Raw genomic sequence first — 16,931 nt, 5'->3', positions numbered from 1 at the left:
TGGCGGGCCTGCGCCCCGGCGATGGTGATCACGCCCCGGCCACCCCGGCGTACGTAGTGACCAGCGGCGCCGGAGCTGGCCTGCGCGTACGCCGGCAGGCTGGCAAGTAGCGCTGCTTCGGTGTCGTCGTCCGGCTCGAAGACCAGTTCGACCCGGTCGGGGTCGACTGCCATGTGCCGAGCTACGCCGTGCAGCACGGCCGCCACGTCTGCCTCGCTGCCGTGGTAGGCGCCGGGGAAGAACTCGTCGGTGGGTAGCACGACCGGCCCGCGCAGCGCCGGCTCGCCGAACTCGCGAATCAGCCAGGACATCGACCCGTCGATCCAGTCCCGCTCGGTCTCCCGGACCGGGCACGCGGCGCTCAACAGCATCCGGCACGCACCTCCCCCGCGCGATCGCTACGGTCAGGATCACCGATGGCGACCGTCGCCGGGTGCCGCGCGCCGGTCGGATAGGTGACAGAGGCCACGGGGTCACGGCAGGCGTATCGTCGGGCGCTGTGACTGGTGTGCCGTACTCGTTCTGCTCGTCCTGTGGTGCCGGCTATCCGCCCGACGCCGGCTGGCCCCGCCAGTGTGGCCACTGTGGGCAATTGGTGTGGCGCAATCCGACGCCGGTGGCGGTCGCCGTGGTCCCGGTCGTCACCACGCAGGGGCTCGGTGTGGTGGTGCAGCGCCGCGACATCGAGCCGGCGCGCGGGCAGTTGGCGCTGCCCGGCGGCTTCATCGAGTACGGCGAGGACTGGCGTACCGCGGTGGTCCGCGAGTTGCGCGAGGAGACCGGGCTGGACGGCGCGGCCGAGCAGGTACGGCTCTACGACGTGCGCAGCGTGCCGAGCGGCGCCAGTCTGCTGATCTTCGGCATGCTGCCGCCCCGGCCCGCGCAGGCGCTGCCGGTGTCGGCGCCGACCGACGAGGCGACCGAGTGGCTGGTGACGACCGAGCCGGTCGAGCTGGCGTTCCCGTTGCACACCGAGGTGCTGACCCGGGTGCTCGACGAGGCGTCAGGGGTGGCGGCGGTCGGTACCCTGACGACGTGAACGACGTTCCTGACCGGCTGCCCGCCGAGCGGCTGCGGGCCTCCGACGCCGACCGTGAACGGGTGGCCGAGGTGCTGCGGGCGGCGGCGGCCGAGGGTCGGATCGACCTGCCCGAGTTGGACGAGCGGCTCACCCGGGTGTACGCGGCCCGCACGTACGCCGATCTGGAGCCCCTCACCCGGGACATCCCCCGCGCGGTCTCCGACGCGGTGGCGCGCCGTGGCGGCGGTGACGTCGCCGTGTCCCGCCCGGCGACCTGGGCGGTCGCGGTGATGAGCGGGTTCGACCGGCGGGGCCGGTGGGCCGCACCGGGCGTCCTGCGGGCGCTGGCGTTCTGGGGCGGCGGCCGCATCGACCTGCGGGAGGCGCAGTTCGACGCGAACGTGATCCGGATCCGGGCCTGGGCGATCATGGGGGGTATCGACATCGTGGTGCCGGACGACGCCGAGGTGTCGATCAACGGCCTCGGACTGATGGGTGGCTTCGATCAGCGGGCAGCCGGGTTGGGCAGCCCGGGTGGGCCGAGGATCCACATCGACGGGTTGGCGTTCTGGGGTGGTGTCTCGGTCAAGCGGCGGGCGCGGCCGGGACGCTGATCGCGGCGAGAATCAGGCCGTTGCGGACCAGCCACCGGCCGGTGAAGCCGGTCAGCTGGCCGCCGCCAGGCAGCTCGGGCCCGGGGACCAGCAGCTGGGCGGTGAAGTCACCGCCGGTGGCGGCGGCATCGGCGCCGGGGGTCGCCTCGACGTACGCCTGCTCGAAGCCGAGCCACCGCTGGGCCAACGGGTACCAGGCCTTGTAGACGGCTTCCTTGGCGCAGAACAGCAGCCGTTCCCAGTGCACCTGCGGGTGGCTGGCGCGGCGGGCGGCCAGCCAGGTCAACTCGTCGGGCACGGTGATGCTGTCCAGCACGCCGGCCGGCAGCGGCTCGTGCGGCTCGGCGTCGATGCCGACCGTGACGAGGTCGGTGGACCGGGCGACCACGGCGGCCCGGTAGCCGGCGCAGTGGGTGATGCTGCCGACGACGCCGGCCGGCCAGCGCGGCTCCCGGCGGGGTCCGGCCGGCACCCCGACGCCGACGAAGCCCAGCTCGGCGAGGGCCTCGTGGGCGCACCGCCGGGCGGTGCCGAACTCCCGGCGACGTTTGTCGACCGGGGTGCCCAGCGCCGCCTCCTCCTCGGGGTACAGGGTGACCGGAACGGTGTCGTCGAACGCCTCGCGGGCGATGACCGCGGTCGGCAGCAAGTTCTCGATCATCTGGCCCTCCGTGTCACCGGGTCGGGCTGATCAGCACACCCGCCACTGGCCGTTCTCCTCGACCAGTGTGATCACTTCCTGGCGTTCGGCGCCACTGTCGTCGGTGATGTCGACGGTGACCACGCCGGTGGCCTGTCCGTTGGTGCTGGACACGGTGGTGCCGACGATGTCGTACTCGGTGATCTGCGGGCCGGCCGACTCCCGGTCGACGAACTCGGCCTCGGTCAGCAGGGCCTGCTGCTGGGCGCAGAGCCGCTGGTACGCCTCGGCGTGGTCGCCGGCGCGCAGCGCGTCGAGATGGGCGCTGGCCGCGTCCCGGACCGGGGTGGTGGCCGCCGAGATGGTCTGGTACAGCCAGAAGCCGACGCCGGCGGCACCGACACAGCAGAGCAGGACGACGGCGAGCACGATCGCCACGACGATGATCGTGGTGCGCCTGCCCCGGCCGGACTTCGGCTCGGGCGGCGACGCGGGGGGCGGGGGGTAGCTCATGATGCGGATGCTAGATGCCACCCGCCAGCCTGCGGTCAGTCGCCCGAGGCGGCCGTATCAGCAGTGCCCGGCTCCCGCCAGTGCTCAGCCGCGCCCGGCGGCGATCCGCTGGGCGACGACGATGACGTCGAACGGTACGTCGTGCCGGTAGAGGCTCGCCGCCAGGTAGTCCAGCACCCGCAGGTGCTGCTCCTCGGTGAGGCCGAGGCGCCGCCAGTGCCCGCCGGTGGGCCGCCGGGTGGCCACCGGGCCGCCGAAGGCGGCACCGAGCTGCTCGGTGAGACGGCCCACGAGGTGTGGTCGGTCGATCCCGATCAGGTACGGGGCAAGTTCGGCGTCGGCGGCGACCAGCCGTAGCCAGCGGATCACCACGCCTCTCACACCAGCCGGGCCGAGCCGGTCGACCGGATCACGGGGGCAGGCCACCAACTCTTTCGTCCGCACACCCTCCGGTACGGGTGACCGACGCCGATCAGTTCACCGGATGGCTGGCTGATCGGTGGTCGGTGGCGGGTCGTGGGCCGAGGTTGCCCCTTGACGTCGAGGGTCGAGGCGGTTAACACTCTCGCAACCGCCACGTGACAGCGACGAATCGGGCGAGGTCAGGACCGGCATCTCGGGGAGAGAGCCGGCAGCGCCGCCCGTCTGTCGCCCCCGTCCGGCGGCCCAGCCCTGTGACCGTTCGACGACCTGGCAGCACCGCACCCCGTGATGTTAACGCAAACATCCATCGAGCTCGGCGCGTGTTGGGGGACCGACCGTCCACCGCATGCCTGGACCGATCAGGAGGAACACCCTATGCCCCGACGTGCCCGACCGCCGGCCGTCAGACCGGCGCGAACAGCGCTGGCGTCCCTGGCCACCCTCGCCCTGACCGCCGGTCTGCTGGCCGCCGGACCGACCGCCGCCACCGCCGCCGAGCTCACCGACGGCCTCGTGCTGTGGTACAAGCTGGACGCCGCCGCCGGGACGGTCGCCACCGACGCCTCGGGCAACGCCCGGCACGGCACCGTCCACGGTGCCACCGACTGGTCCGGCGACGGCGGGCTCGGGTTCAACGGCACCGACACCTACGTACGGCTGCCCGACGACGTCCTGCGCGACCTGACCTCGGTGACCGTCGCGTTCGACGTGTACGTCGACCCGGCGCAGGCCACGCCGTACTTCATCTACGGGCTCGGCAACACCAGCGGCGGCACCGGTGACGGCTACCTGTTCGCCACCGGCGACCAGCTGCGCACCGCGATCGCCAGCGGCAACTGGTCCACCGAGCAGAACACCCGGCCCGCCCCCGCCCGTAACCTCGCCCGGGGCGTCTGGAAGCACCTCACCTACACCCAGACCGGCAGCACCGGGGTGCTCTACGAGGACGGTGTCGAGGTCGGCCGCAACACCGCGGTGACCATCACCCCCGCCTCGATCGGCGGCGGCGCCACCACCGCCAACTACATCGGACGCTCCGTCTACACCGCCGACCGCTACCTCGACGGCCGGGTCCGCGACTTCCGCATCTACGACCGGGCGGTCGACGCCGACGAGGCCGCGGCGCTCGGTGCCCGCGCGGCCGCCGGGGTCGTCGCCCACGACACGGCCGCACTGGACCTCGGCGACACCAGCGCCGTCACCGCCGACCTGACCCTGCCGACCGCCGGCGCCGCCGGCTCCACGATCACCTGGGCCAGCAGCGACCCCGACGTGGTATCGACGACCGGTCGGGTGACCCGCCCGGCGCTGGGGCAGCCGGACGCCACCGCCACCCTCACCGCGACCCTGGCCCGAGGGTCGGTCACCGACACGAAGACGTTCGAGGTGACCGTACTGGCCGAATTCGACGACGCGCGGATCGTCGCCGCCGCCGCTGCGGCGCTGACCGTGCACGACGTCGACGACGTACGCGGGAACCTGACCCTGCCCACGACGGGCGCCGACGGCACGACCGTGACCTGGGCGTCGGACGACCCGGCGGTGATCGCCACCGACGGGGTGGTCCACCGACCGGCACCCGGCGCCGGCGGCACCACCGTCACTCTGACCGCCACCGTCACCCGCAACGCGGCCAGCGCCACCCGGGAGTTCACCGCCACCGTGCCCGCGCTGCCGGCACCGGCCGACCGCACCGGCTACCTGTTCAGCTACTTCACCGGCGAGGGCACCGCCACCGGCGAGCAGGTCTACTTCGCGCTCAGCCAGGGCAACGACCCGCTGCACTGGCAGCAGCTCAACGACGGCCGGCCGGTGCTGACCTCCACGCTGGGCGAGCAGGGCCTGCGGGACCCGTTCATCATCCGCTCCCCGGAGGGCGACAAGTTCTACCAGATCGCCACCGACCTGCGGATCCACGGCAACGGAAACTGGGACGGCGCGCAGCGCCACGGCAGCAAGTCGATCATGGTCTGGGAGTCCACCGACCTGGTCAACTGGACCGACCAGCGACTCGTGCAGGTCTCCCCGGACACCGCCGGCAACACCTGGGCACCGGAGGCGTACTACGACCCCACGATCGGCGCGTACGTCGTCTTCTGGGCCTCCAAGCTGTACGCCGACGACGACCCGGACCACACCGGCAACACCTACAACAAGATGTTGTACGCCACCACCCGCGACTTCCACACCTTCTCCGAGCCGCAGGTGTGGGTCGACCCCGGCTACTCGGTCATCGACTCGACGGTGATCGACCACGACGGCGTCTACTACCGGTTCACCAAGGACGAACGCAACAACTCGTCGTCGACGCCGTGCAGCAAGTTCATCCTGGCCGAGACGTCGACGTCGCTGCGCGACACCGGCTGGGAGTTCCTGGCCGACTGCATCGGCCGGGACGCGATGTCCCAGGGCGAGGGACCGACGATCTTCAAGTCGAACACCGAGGAGAAGTGGTACCTGTTCATCGACGAGTTCGGCGGGCGCGGCTACATCCCGTTCGAGACCACCGACCTCGCCTCCGGGGTGTGGACGCCGTCGAGTGACTACGCGCTGCCGACCAGCCCCCGGCACGGCACCGTGCTGCCGGTCACCCAGGCCGAGTACGACGCGCTGCTCGCCGCGTACGGACCGGACCCCGGGCCGGAGCCGACCGACGGACTGCTGGTGCACTACGCGTTCGACGAGACCGGCGGCAGCGTCGCCACCGACTCCTCCGGCCAGGGCCGGCACGGCCGCTACGAACGGACCCCCGCCTTCGGCACCGGAGTGCACGGCGGCTCGTTCCGGATGAGCGGTGGCGCCAACAACTCCACCACCGCGCCGTACGTCACCATCCCCAACGGCGTGTTCGCCGGGGTCACCAGCACCACCGTGGCGACCTGGGTCAAATGGGACGCCTCCAGCACCGCCAACCAGTGGATCTACGGGCTCGGCCCGAACAGCGACCGTTACCTGTTCAGCACGCCCCGAAACGGCGGCGGAGTACTGTTCTCGGCGATCACCACCGGCAGTTGGCAGGCCGAGAAGCAGCTGCGGGCGTCGGCGGCGCTGACCGGCGGCGAGTGGAAGCACCTCGCGGTGACCGTCGACTCGGGCAGCCGTACCGCCGTGATGTATCTCGACGGCGTCGCGATCGCCCGGGCCACCGACGTGGGCGTGCGCCCGGCGGACCTGCACGACGCGACCCGCGACCACGCCGGATACATCGGACGGTCGCTGTACGGTGCCGACCCGTACTTCGCCGGCGAGGTCGACGACTTCCGGATCTACGGCCGGGCGTTGACCGCCGACGAGGTGTACGCCCTCGGCGGCGACCCGGCGGCGATCACCGGCGCGACCCTGGCGCAGCTCAAGGTCGACGCGATCGTCGACACCGACGACCGTCGGGTGATCCTGCCGGTCCGCCCGGACGCCGACCTGACCGCCCTGGCACCGGAGTTCACCCTGGCCCCCGGCGCCACCGTCGCACCCGCGTCGGGCACCGTCCGGGACCTGAGCGCACCGGTGACGTACACGGTCACCGGAGCCGACGGTGCCACCGCGACCTGGACCGTCGAGGCCCGGCTGATGCGCTCCCCGGTGCTGCCCGGCCTGTACGCCGACCCGAACATCGCGGTCTTCGGCGACCGGTTCTACCTCTACGCCACCACCGACGGGTTCGCCGGCTGGAGCGGCACCAAGTTCTCGGTGTTCTCCTCGGCCGACCTGGTGAACTGGACCGACCACGGAGTCATCCTGGATCTGGAGACGGACATCTCCTGGGCGGACAACAGCGCCTGGGCGCCGACCATCGCCGAACGCGACGGGAAGTGGTACTTCTACTTCAGCGGTGGGAAGGCCACCGGGGACACCGGTAAGCACCTCGGGGTCGCCGTCGCCGACTCGCCGACCGGGCCGTTCCGCGACGCGCTCGGCGAGCCGCTGGTGCCGGCCGGGACGTACCCCGGTCAGATGATCGACCCGGCGGTCTTCACCGACGACGACGGCCGCTCCTACCTGTACTGGGGCAACGGCTACGCCTACCAGGTCGAGCTCAACGACGACATGGTGTCGTTCGATCCGGCGCAGGTCACCTCGCACCGGCCGGCCGGGTACAACGAGGGCGCCTTCGTCATCAAGCGGGACGGCCGCTACTACTTCATGTGGTCGGAGAACGACACCCGCAGCGAGGACTACCAGGTGGCGTACGCCGTCGGCGACTCGCCGCTGGGGCCGTGGAGCGAGCGGCGCGGCACGATCCTGCGCAAGGACCTGTCGCTGGGCATCAAGGGCACCGGGCACCACTCGGTGGTGCGGGTGCCGGGCACCGACGACTGGTACGTCGCGTACCACCGGTTCGCCATCCCCGACGGCGACGGCACCCACCGGGAGACCACCATCGACCGGCTGGAGTTCGCCGCCGACGGCTCCATCGTCCCGGTGGTGCCGACCCTGGAGAGCGTCGCGCCGATCCGGCCGATCAACACCGCCCCGGTGGTCACCGCCGCGACCGGGCCGGCCGGGCCGGTCGCGGCCGGCACCGAGGTACGGGTCACCGCGACCTTCACCGACTCCGGTGCCGACGACACCCACCGGTGTGTCCTGGTCTGGGGCGACGGTGCCACCGGCACCGGCACCCTCGACGGGTCCACCTGTGTCGCCGGCCACCGCTACGCCGAGCCGGGCGTGTACCGGCCGACGGTCACGGTGATCGACGACCGGGGTGCCGCGCACACCCTGGCCGCCGGTTACGTGGCGGTGCACCGTGCCGACGGCGGGCACGTCGCCGGATCCGGCTGGTTCACCTCGCCTGCCGGGGCGTACGTCGCGGACGAACAGGTGGCCGGGCGGGCCGAGTTCGGCTTCGTCGCGGCGGCCGGTCCGGACGCGACCGGGCCGGGCGCGGTGGCGCTGCGGCTGCGGCTCGGGGACTGGGAGTTCGCCGCCACCCGCCACCGGGGGTACGTGGTCGACGGGCCGCAGGTGCGGTTCAACGGTCGGGGCACCGTCAACGGTGCCGGTGACTACACGTACATGGTCGGGTTGAACGACGAGGCGCTGCGGGAGCCCGCACCGGGCGACGGTGGCAAGGACCGGTTCTGGATCCGGATCACCGACACGGCCACCGGGACGGTCGTCTACGACAGCCGGACCAACGCCACCACCACCGCGCTCGGCGGTGGCGCGGTCGTCGTCGCACTGGGGTGACGCACGACCGGGTCGTCTCCCCGTGGCGGGGAGGCGACCCGGTCAGCTGATCTGTGTCGGGATCGGGCCGACGCGCAGCCGTGGCCGGCTGCGCGTCGGCCCGATCGCCGTCGTGGGTCACTTGGCGAGCGGCTGGCCCTGCTTGTCGCTGAACTTGCCGATCAGGATCATGATGAAGTCGATCAGGGCCCAGATTCCCAGCCCACCGAAGGTGACCAGCATCAGCACGCCGGTACCGATCTTGCCAACGTAGAACCGGTGCGCACCGAACCCACCGAGGAAGAAGCTGAGCAGCAGCGCGACGAGCCAGGACTTCTGCTCGGTTGCCGGCCCCGCCATGGTCTGCGACATTGTGTTTCCTTCCAAGAATGAACTCCCGGCCGGCACCACCGCCGGGCCGAGGTGGGGGTTGAGCCGCCGACCGGAGCATCGATCCGGACGACGACGGGGCAGGTTACCGCAATCCGCTGCCCCGAGTGGTCCCCGGCGGCGGCGGTACCCGGCAACCACCTGGGCCGGTCGGCGTCACCGACGCAGACGATCCTTCACCCCGACCCCGTACGGGGTCGGTCGGCCGTCGTAGTCACGGATCAACGGCGGTACGCCCGGGTAGCCGCCGGTGTGCCACACCGAGGCGAGGAAGCCGATCCGGCGCTCGTCGAGCCAGTCGATCGCCGTACCGACGAACCGGTGCCCGCCGGTGTCCTCACTCACCTCGACCGCGACCACCGGCACCTCGGCGGCGACCGGCGCGACCTGCTGCTGCCAGCAGGTCGGGGTGGCGCAGGCCGCGTCGTCGTCGACCCGCCAGGCGGCGGCGAGATTGCGGCCGGCCGGGTCGTCCGGCCGGTACGCCAGCCAGCCGCGCAGGTCGTTCGATTCGTCGAGGCCACCGACGAGCAGTGTGTTGAAGGCACCGTAGACCCGTACGGTCCGGACCAGTTCCTGCATGCCCGGGTACGGCACTCCGGTACCGCAGTCGGTCGCGTCGCGCCAGCAGCGCCACGCGGTCGCCGGGTCGGCGTCGTCGGCCGGCGGGTACCCGGTGGACCGCAGATCGAACAGCACCGAACGGTCGGTACCCAGGTGCCGGGCCACGCTCCCCCAGAAGTCCTTGGCGTCACCGGTGCTGGCACCGTGCAGCGCGATGATCGGGGTGACGCCGTGCCGGGCCAACCGCTGAACGTAGTCGACGATCGCGGCCCGGTAGGCCGATCCCTGGTACGGCGAGGGCTCCGCCGCCGTACCGAGCCAGCAGGTCCTGTCGACCAGGATCCGTACCGCGTTGGCCCGCCAGTTGCGGATGGCGCGGACCGACGCGTCGTCGGCGGGTCCGTCCCAGATGCCGGTCCCGGCGACACATCGCGCGTGCGCGCCGGCCCGGACCACGCCGCGCAGCTGGTACGGCCGGGCAGCGCGGTCCAGGGTGACCAATCGGTTGCCCGACACGACCAGCGGCGGTGCCGCGCCGGCGGGCACCGGATCGATCACCCGGAGCCCACGGACCGTAGCGGAGCCCCGGGAGCCGGTGTCGTCCTGCGCGGTGGCGGTGATCCGCAGCACCTCCGTCGCGGCGGCTCCCCGCCAGATGAAGCCGTACGGCGCGGTGACGTCGGTGTGCAGCAGGGTTCCGTTGGCGTGGAACTCCACCTTGGTGATCTGCCGGCCCGGCGCCGGGGTGACGGCCGCGGTGACCGGGATGCTGGCCGGGGCGGGGAACACCTCGTTCGGCAGCGGGCTGGTCACCGCCACGGTCGGCGGATGGAGGTAGCTCGGTTCGGGACTGGGCCGTGGCGGGCTGGCAGTCGGGTCGGCGGCGTTGCACCGCAGTTCGTTGAAGAGGAACTCCGACGGGGCCGGGTTGTCCCCCTGGTAGTGCCCGCCGAGTTGGATCCGGACGGTGCCGCCGGTGGGCAGTTCGGGACCGTCCGGGGCGGACAGCACCACCGGGCCGAAGACGGTGTTCATCCGGACCCCTGGTGGAAGCACCGACAGCTCGTAGTCGGCCTGCTGACCATAGGCCAGTCGGAACTGCAGTACCCAACTCGACAGCGGGGCACCGAGGTTGGTCAGGGTGAGGTCGGCGACGAAGCCGCTGGACCACTCCCGGGTCAGTTGGTAGTCGACGGTGCAGGCGGGCGCGGCGTGCGCCGGGCGCAGCGCGAACCCGAGCACCGTGCCGGTGACGGTCAGGAGGACGGCGACCAGCGCGGCGATGATCCGTCGCAATTGAATTACCCCCGTTACATTGATCAGAATCACTTTAATTCCCGATGGTCGTCTGCCGCGTGCCGTCCGTCAAGGCCACGACGCACGACCGGGCGGACGGACGCGCTGATCGATCACCATTCGTCACCCTGCGTGTCCTGCGTATGGTTACCGAGGCCGGCCGGGACGACGAAGGGACGCCGATGACACCGCGCGACCACGCGTTCTGGCTGCGCGCGCCCGGCGACGGGGAGATCAGACCGGTCGAGGTCGGCCCGCCCGGCCCCGGTGAGGTGCTGGTCCGCACCCTGTTCAGCGGGTTGAGCCGGGGCACCGAGACGCTGGTCTTCCGCGGCGAGGTGCCACCCAGCCAGTACGCGGTGATGCGCGCCCCGTACCAGGAGGGCGACTTTCCCGCCCCGGTCAAGTACGGCTACCTGAACGTCGGACGGGTCGAGCAGGGCCCGGCCACGCTCGTCGGGCGTACCGTCTTCTGTCTCTACCCGCACCAGACCCGCTACGTGGTGCCGGCCGACGCGGTCACCGTGGTGCCGGAGACCGTGCCGGCCCGCCGCGCCGTGCTCGCCGGCACGGTGGAGACCGCAGTCAACGCGCTGTGGGACGCCGCTCCCCTGCTCGGCGACCGGATCGCCGTGGTCGGCGCCGGGATGGTCGGTGCGACGGTCGCCGCGCTCGCCGCCGGATTCCCCGGCGTCCGGGTCGAACTGGTCGACGTCGACCCCGACCGGGCGCGGGTCGCCGCCGCGCTCGGCGTCGGGTTCGCCCACCCCGACACCGCCACCGGCGACTGCGACCTGGTGCTGCACGCCAGCGCCACGGCTGCCGGGCTGGCCCGGTCGCTGGAGTTGCTCGCCGTCGAGGGCACGGTGGTCGACCTCAGCTGGTACGGCGACCGCCCGATCACCGTACCGCTCGGCGAGCACTTCCACTCCCGCCGGTTGACCGTCCGTAGCAGCCAGGTCGGCCTGGTGTCGCCGGCGCGCCGCGACCGGCGCGGGTACGCCGGCCGGCTCGCCGTCGCCCTGGACCTGCTCGCCGACGACCGGTTCGACGCCCTGCTGACCGGCGAGAGCGACTTCGCCGACCTGCCGCGGGTGCTGTCCCGGCTCGCGGCCGGCGAGCTACCGGCGTCGTGCCATGTGATCCGTTACCCGACTGGAGGATGAGAAATGTTCAGCGTCACCGTCCGTGACCACATCATGGTCGCCCACAGTTTCACCGGTGACGTGTTCGGGCCGGCGCAACGACTGCACGGGGCCACCTTCGTCGTCGACGCGACGTTCAAGCGCACCGACCTCGACAGCGACAACATCGTCGTCGACATCGGCCTGGCCACCGAGCAGCTCAAGGCCGTACTGGCAGAGTTGAACTACCGCAACCTCGACGACGAACCCGCGTTCGCGGGGGTCAACACCTCCACCGAGTGGCTGGCCAAGCTGATCGCCGACCGACTGGCCGACCGGGTACACGCCGGTGACCTCGGCGCCGGGGCCCACGGCCTGGCCGGGATCAGCGTCACGCTGCACGAGTCGCACGTCGCGTGGGCGAGCTACGAGCGGGCGCTCTGACCCGGATGGTCGTCGTGCTCCTGCCCGGCAACGTGGACGATCCGGCGACGCCCAGCGGTGGCAACGTCTACGACCGGCAGGTCTGCGCCGAGCTGGTCGCCGCCGGCTGGCCGGTCCGCGAGGTGGCGCTGCCCGGTCGGTGGCCGCGCCCGGACGCGACGGCCCGGGCCGCGCTGGGCGAGACGCTCGCCGGGCTGCCGGACGCGACGGTGGTAATGCTCGACGGGCTGGTCGCCTGCGGGGTGCCCGAGGTGGTCACGCCGCACGCCGACCGACTGCGGCTGGCGGTGCTGGTGCACCTGCCGTTGGCCGACGAGACCGGGCTGGACCCCGCCGACGCCGCCGACCTGGACCGGGCCGAACGCGCCGTGCTCGGCGCCGCGTCGGCCGTCATCGCCACCAGTGACTGGACCGCGCGGCAGTTGGCCGAGCGGCACGGACTGCCCGCGCACCGGGTCCGGGTGGCGGTGCCCGGCGTCGCGCCCGCTGACCTGACCGCTGCGGATCCGGCCGGCCGCCGGCTGCTCTGCGTCGCATCGGTCACCCCACGCAAAGGCCACGACGTGCTGGTCGACGCACTGGCCACCGTCGCCGACCTGGACTGGAACTGCCGGTGTGTGGGGGCGTTGGACGCCGCCGGGCACGTCGAGCGGGTCCGCGACCGGATCGCCCGCCACGGCCTCGGCGACCGGGTCACGCTCACCGGCCCCCGCCACGGTGCCGCGCAGGCCCGCAGCTACGCCGACGCCGATCTGTTGATCCTCGCCTCGTACGCCGAAACGTACGGCATGGTGGTCACCGAGGCACTGGCCCGGGGCATCCCGGTGCTGGCCAGCGAGGTGGGTGGGGTGCCGCAGGCCCTCGGCCAGGACAGCGACGGCAGCCTGCCCGGGCTGCTGGTGCCACCGGGCGACCCGGCGACACTCGGCGCGGCGGTGCGTCGTTGGCTGACCGACGCCGACTGGCGGAAGCGGCTGCGGGCGGCGGCGGTGCGGCGGCGGGCGACGCTGCCCAACTGGGCGCGGACCGCCGCCGGGATCGGCGCGGTGCTGCACGACCTGCGGCGGCGCTGACGTCGGCCGCACCGAGGCCGCACCAGGGCCGCACCACACCCGGTGCCATGGATCCGGCACGCACGGATCCGGCGCCACAACGTCACGGCGCCGCGTCAGCGGCGGAGGGAGCGCATGTGGAGACGATCGAGTCGTCCGGGTACAGCCCGGCCTGGCTGGGGCTGCGGGAACCGGCGGACGCGCAGGCCCGGTCGACCGAACTGGTCGCCGAACTGGGCCGGCTGCTCGCCGGCGGCACCCGGACCGAGGTGCACGACCTCGGTTGCGGCACCGGGTCGATGGGCCGGTGGCTGGCGCCGCGCCTGGCCGGGCAGCAGCACTGGGTGCTGCACGACCGCGACCTCGAACTGCTGCGGTACGCGGAGGCCGCGATGCCCCCGGCGGCTGCCGACGGCGCACCGGTCACCGCGACGGTCCGCCGCGACGACGTCACGGCGCTCACCGCCGACGACCTCGCCGACGCCGGGCTGGTCACCGCCTCCGCGCTGCTGGACCTGCTCACCCGCGACGAGGTCGACACCCTGGCGGCGACCATCCTGGCGGTGGGCTGCCCGGCGCTGCTGACCCTGACGGTGGTCGGCGAGGTACGGATGCACCCGGCCGACCCGCTCGACGACGCGCTGTCCGCCGCGTTCAACGACCACCAGCGTCGGCACAGCGCCGGCCGGCCACTGCTGGGCCCGGACGCCGTGGAGGCCGCCACCGAGGCGTTCACCCGGCGCGGGGCGAGCGTGCTGGTGCGGCCCAGTCCCTGGCGGCTCGGCCCCGAGCAGGCGGAGCTGACCTCCCGCTGGCTCGACGGCTGGATCGCGGCGGCGTACGAGCAGCAGCCGGAACTGGCCGGCCGGCCCGGCGGCTACCGGCAGCGCCGGCTCGCCGCCGCTACCGCCGGCGAGCTGCAGGTCACCGTCGAGCACCGTGACCTACTGGTGGTGCCGAGGTGAACCGCAGGCGTCGTCGCCGCGTATCTGACATCGGAGGCTCACCGAGGAGGACAGGCATGCACAGGGCGATCAGCCCGTGGCGTACGGCCGGCATCGGCCGTGGCGCGGCGTGATGGGCAGGATCTGGCCCTGGCTGCGGCTGGTCGGCGGAATCGCGATCCTGGCCGTACTGGTCTGGCGGCTCGGCACCGGGGCCTTCCTCGACGGGGTACGGGTGATCGAGGCCCAGACGCTGCTGCTCGCCGTCGGGATCGGCCTGCTCAGTACGGTCTGCAGCGCGGCCCGCTGGTGTCTGGTCGCCCGGGGCATGGGGCTACGGCTGCCGGTACGCACCGCCGTCGCCGACTACTACCGGGCGATCTTCCTCAACGCGGCGCTGCCCGGCGGGGTGCTCGGTGACGTGCACCGCGCGGTCCGGCACGGCCGTACGGTCTCCGACGTCGGTGGCGGGGTCCGAGCGGTGGTGCTGGAGCGCACCGCCGGTCAGGTCGTGCTGTTCGCGGTCGCCGCGGGTGTCCTGCTGACCCTGCCGGTGCCGGTGCCGGCAGGTGTGGTCACCGCCGCCCAGCTCACGGTGGCCACGGTGGCGCTGGTCGCGGTCACGCTCGGCGTGGGCGCGGTGCTGCGGCGGCGGGCGACCACGCGATCCGTACGGGCGGCACGGGCCGCACCGGCAGGCCAGCTGAAGCCGGCGGACGAGCCGACGTCGGTCGGCTGGTGGCGGCGGGCCCTTCGGCGTACCGCCGCCGATCTGCGCGGCGGGCTGCTGGCCCGACGGACCTGGCCGGGCGTGCTGCTGCTGTCCGTGGTGGCGCTCGCCGGTCACCTCGCCACCTTCCTGGTCGCCGCCCGGGCCGCCGGGGCGACCGCGCCGCTGCACCTGCTGCTGCCATTGATGGTGCTGGCCTTTCTCGCGATGGCGGTGCCGCTCAACGTCGGCGGCTGGGGACCGCGCGAAGGGGCGACCGCCTGGGCGTTCGGCGCGGCCGGGCTCGGCGCGGAGCTGGGGCTGACGGTCGCCGTCGTCTACGGTCTGCTGGCGCTGACCGCGAGCCTGCCGGGGGCCGCCGTGCTGACCCTGCGCGGGCTGCGCAAGGTCCCGGTCGGACGGCTGCGGGTACGGCTGCGACCGCAGCCTGCGACGTGACGCGACCGGCGACGGTGGCGGCGGCGGTGCGCCGGCTACCGGTCGCCGAACCGGGGCGACATCGCGTAGCGCAGCAGCGCCACGTCGCCGATCTGACGTACCTCGGCCAGGGTGGCCCGGGAGTCGGCGTGCCACGGGAACCGGCCGTCACCGACGAACCGGGGTGCCCGCGAGTCGCCGACGAAGATCGGGGCGACCACCAGGTGCAGTTCGTCGACCAGCCCGGCGGTGAGGAACTGGGTGTGGATCCGGCCGCCGCCCTCGACCATCAGCCGCCCGACGCCGCGCTCGTGCAGGTCGCCGACGACCCGGACCAGGTCGACCGGGTCGCCGCAGTCGACGACCGTGGCGACGGCGGACAGCCGTCGCCGGGCACGGTCGAGATGGCCGGTCGCGCAGTACACCAGCTTGTCCACGTCCCCGTGGGTGAAGAACCGCGATTCGGGGTCCAGGTCGCCGCGTCCGGTGACGGTGACCTTCAGCGGGGTGGGCCGCTGCCCCCGGGCCTGCCGCCGGCGGCGCCGGTCCGCCGAGCGGACCAGCAGCCTCGGGTCGTCCTGACGGATCGTGCCCGCCCCGACCAGGATCGCGTCACAGTCGGCCCGCACCGCGTCGACCCGGTCGAAGTCGGCGTCGTTGGACAGCAGCAGCCGCTCGCCGGCGGCGTCGTCCAGGTACCCGTCGATCGACATGCCGCAGCTGAGCAGGACGTAGGGTCGCTCAACCACTGATGGCTCCTCCGCGTCGATCGACAGATAGCCTGCAGGTGAGGCCGGCACACATTCTTCCGTACCGCCCACGCGCCGACCTCGGCCATGCCGATGTCGACGTCGCCGCAGCCCCGTCACCGAAGAGGAAGTACCGATGCTTGAACCGCCGCCCCACGCACCTGTCAACGGTAAGCTCACCGCCGGCCCGACGGTCGCCGTACCGTCGACCGCTGCGGTCCGTCGGCAGGTCACGGTGCCGCTGCGGTTCGCCGACGGCTACACCACCAAGGCCCGGGTGTTCACCTTCGACGGGTTGGCCGACCGGCGCGAGCACGTCGCGCTCGGGCTGGGCGACTGGCGCCAGGTGCTGGACCGGGCCGACGACGGTGGCGAACCGCCCCTGGTACGCCCGCACAGCGAGTGCCTGACCGGTGACGCCTTCGGCAGTCAGCGGTGCGACTGCGGTCCGCAGCTGCGCGAGGCGGTGGAACGGATCGCCACCAGTGGTGGTTTCCTGCTCTACCTGCGTCAGGAGGGGCGCGGCATCGGGCTGTACGCGAAGCTGGACGCCTACGCGCTGCAGGACGCCGGGCTGGACACGTTCGAGGCCAACGTGGCGCTGGGCCGGGGCGAGGACGAGCGGGACTACACGGTCGCCGCGCAGATGTTGATCGCGCTCGGCGTCCGACGGGTCGCGCTGCTGAGCAACAACCCCGACAAGGCGGCACAACTCACCCAGCTCGGGGTCACCGTCAGCGAACAGATCCCGACCGGCGTGCACGTGTCGGCGGCGAACGTGCGGTACCTGGCGGCGAAGGCCAACCACGCGGCGCACACCATCGACCTGTCCGTGGCCGAGTGA

General features: G+C 72.8%; 15 protein-coding genes. 9 read left to right on the top strand and 6 right to left on the bottom strand.

Annotated features, from left to right (window positions below; all coding sequences use genetic code 11):
• Positions 1-499 precede the first annotated feature (499 nt).
• Together O7623_RS00460 and O7623_RS00455 are read left to right on the top strand one after the other, a co-directional pair.
• Entirely contained in the window at positions 500-1,039 is a 540-nt protein-coding gene (locus O7623_RS00460) for an NUDIX domain-containing protein (protein WP_282226579.1), read from the top strand.
• Positions 1,036-1,635, top strand: a complete 600-nt coding sequence (locus tag O7623_RS00455) for a DUF1707 domain-containing protein (RefSeq protein WP_282226578.1) — start codon at positions 1,036-1,038, stop codon at positions 1,633-1,635. The genes O7623_RS00460 and O7623_RS00455 overlap by 4 nt, the downstream gene beginning before the upstream one ends.
• On the opposite strand, the gene O7623_RS00450 is transcribed toward O7623_RS00455, so the two are convergent.
• From O7623_RS00450 to O7623_RS00440, 3 genes are all read right to left on the bottom strand, one after another.
• Complete coding sequence (locus O7623_RS00450; RefSeq protein WP_282226577.1) at positions 1,607-2,296, bottom strand: 4'-phosphopantetheinyl transferase superfamily protein; 690 nt, start codon at positions 2,294-2,296, stop codon at positions 1,607-1,609. The genes O7623_RS00455 and O7623_RS00450 overlap by 29 nt on opposite strands.
• A gap of 30 nt (positions 2,297-2,326) precedes the next feature.
• The gene (locus O7623_RS00445) at positions 2,327-2,788 is read right to left on the bottom strand and encodes a DUF4878 domain-containing protein (protein WP_282226576.1); all 462 of its coding nucleotides are present in this window, start codon (positions 2,786-2,788) and stop codon (positions 2,327-2,329) included.
• Between the two features lie 84 nt (positions 2,789-2,872).
• Positions 2,873-3,160, bottom strand: coding sequence for a globin (locus O7623_RS00440; protein ID WP_282226575.1), 288 nt, complete (start codon positions 3,158-3,160; stop codon positions 2,873-2,875).
• A 426-nt stretch (positions 3,161-3,586) separates the two neighbouring features.
• Between O7623_RS00440 and O7623_RS00435 the strand changes: the two genes are divergently transcribed.
• The gene (locus O7623_RS00435; protein WP_282226574.1) at positions 3,587-8,398 is read left to right on the top strand and encodes a family 43 glycosylhydrolase; all 4,812 of its coding nucleotides are present in this window, start codon (positions 3,587-3,589) and stop codon (positions 8,396-8,398) included.
• A 117-nt stretch (positions 8,399-8,515) separates the two neighbouring features.
• Here the strand turns inward: O7623_RS00435 and O7623_RS00430 are convergent, their stop codons facing one another.
• Positions 8,516-8,749 (bottom strand): TM2 domain-containing protein, encoded by a 234-nt coding sequence (locus O7623_RS00430; protein WP_282226573.1) that lies wholly within the window; start codon positions 8,747-8,749, stop codon positions 8,516-8,518.
• Positions 8,750-8,923: 174 nt separating this feature from the next.
• A complete protein-coding gene (locus O7623_RS00425; RefSeq protein WP_282226572.1) occupies positions 8,924-10,627 on the bottom strand; it encodes an Ig-like domain-containing protein in 1,704 nt (567 codons plus the stop codon).
• Between the two features lie 182 nt (positions 10,628-10,809).
• Here O7623_RS00425 and O7623_RS00420 point away from each other — a divergent pair, with 182 nt between their 5' ends.
• The 5 genes from O7623_RS00420 to O7623_RS00400 all read left to right on the top strand — a co-directional run bounded on the left by O7623_RS00420 (position 10,810) and on the right by O7623_RS00400 (position 15,359).
• Complete coding sequence (locus O7623_RS00420; RefSeq protein ID WP_282229675.1) at positions 10,810-11,793, top strand: zinc-binding alcohol dehydrogenase; 984 nt, start codon at positions 10,810-10,812, stop codon at positions 11,791-11,793.
• A 3-nt stretch (positions 11,794-11,796) separates the two neighbouring features.
• Positions 11,797-12,195 carry a 6-carboxytetrahydropterin synthase gene (locus tag O7623_RS00415; RefSeq protein WP_282226571.1) on the top strand — a complete coding sequence of 133 codons (399 nt, stop codon included), beginning with the start codon at positions 11,797-11,799 and terminating at the stop codon, positions 12,193-12,195.
• The gene (locus tag O7623_RS00410; protein ID WP_282229674.1) at positions 12,192-13,268 is read left to right on the top strand and encodes a glycosyltransferase family 4 protein; all 1,077 of its coding nucleotides are present in this window, start codon (positions 12,192-12,194) and stop codon (positions 13,266-13,268) included. The genes O7623_RS00415 and O7623_RS00410 overlap by 4 nt, the downstream gene beginning before the upstream one ends.
• 116 nt (positions 13,269-13,384) lie before the next feature.
• Positions 13,385-14,212 carry a methyltransferase domain-containing protein gene (locus O7623_RS00405; protein WP_282226570.1) on the top strand — a complete coding sequence of 276 codons (828 nt, stop codon included), beginning with the start codon at positions 13,385-13,387 and terminating at the stop codon, positions 14,210-14,212.
• A 112-nt stretch (positions 14,213-14,324) separates the two neighbouring features.
• Positions 14,325-15,359, top strand: a complete 1,035-nt coding sequence (locus tag O7623_RS00400; protein ID WP_282226569.1) for a lysylphosphatidylglycerol synthase transmembrane domain-containing protein — start codon at positions 14,325-14,327, stop codon at positions 15,357-15,359.
• 35 nt (positions 15,360-15,394) lie between these two features.
• On the opposite strand, the gene O7623_RS00395 is transcribed toward O7623_RS00400, so the two are convergent.
• Complete coding sequence (locus O7623_RS00395; protein ID WP_282226568.1) at positions 15,395-16,087, bottom strand: dihydrofolate reductase family protein; 693 nt, start codon at positions 16,085-16,087, stop codon at positions 15,395-15,397.
• A gap of 136 nt (positions 16,088-16,223) precedes the next feature.
• On the opposite strand from O7623_RS00395, the gene ribA reads away from it, so the two are divergent.
• Entirely contained in the window at positions 16,224-16,931 is a 708-nt protein-coding gene (gene ribA, locus O7623_RS00390) for a GTP cyclohydrolase II (RefSeq protein ID WP_282226567.1), read from the top strand.

Origin of the sequence: Solwaraspora sp. WMMD791 (assembly GCF_029581195.1) — a bacterium.
Classification (GTDB): domain Bacteria; phylum Actinomycetota; class Actinomycetes; order Mycobacteriales; family Micromonosporaceae; genus Micromonospora_E.
The sequence above is the reverse complement of the archived record's forward strand: the minus strand, read 5'-3'. Positions and strand labels throughout refer to the sequence as shown.

What these genes read in the sequence shown, in the direction of transcription:
- O7623_RS00415 (WP_282226571.1), top strand. Translation starts at nt 11,797, where the DNA reads ATGTTCAGCGTCACCGTCCGTGACCACATCATGGTCGCCCACAGTTTC.
- O7623_RS00445 (WP_282226576.1), bottom strand. Translation starts at nt 2,788, where the DNA reads ATGAGCTACCCCCCGCCCCCCGCGTCGCCGCCCGAGCCGAAGTCCGGC.
- ribA (WP_282226567.1), top strand. Translation starts at nt 16,224, where the DNA reads ATGCTTGAACCGCCGCCCCACGCACCTGTCAACGGTAAGCTCACCGCC.
- O7623_RS00420 (WP_282229675.1), top strand. Translation starts at nt 10,810, where the DNA reads ATGACACCGCGCGACCACGCGTTCTGGCTGCGCGCGCCCGGCGACGGG.
- O7623_RS00430 (WP_282226573.1), bottom strand. Translation starts at nt 8,749, where the DNA reads ATGTCGCAGACCATGGCGGGGCCGGCAACCGAGCAGAAGTCCTGGCTC.
- O7623_RS00435 (WP_282226574.1), top strand. Translation starts at nt 3,587, where the DNA reads ATGCCCCGACGTGCCCGACCGCCGGCCGTCAGACCGGCGCGAACAGCG.
- O7623_RS00450 (WP_282226577.1), bottom strand. Translation starts at nt 2,296, where the DNA reads ATGATCGAGAACTTGCTGCCGACCGCGGTCATCGCCCGCGAGGCGTTC.
- O7623_RS00400 (WP_282226569.1), top strand. Translation starts at nt 14,325, where the DNA reads ATGGGCAGGATCTGGCCCTGGCTGCGGCTGGTCGGCGGAATCGCGATC.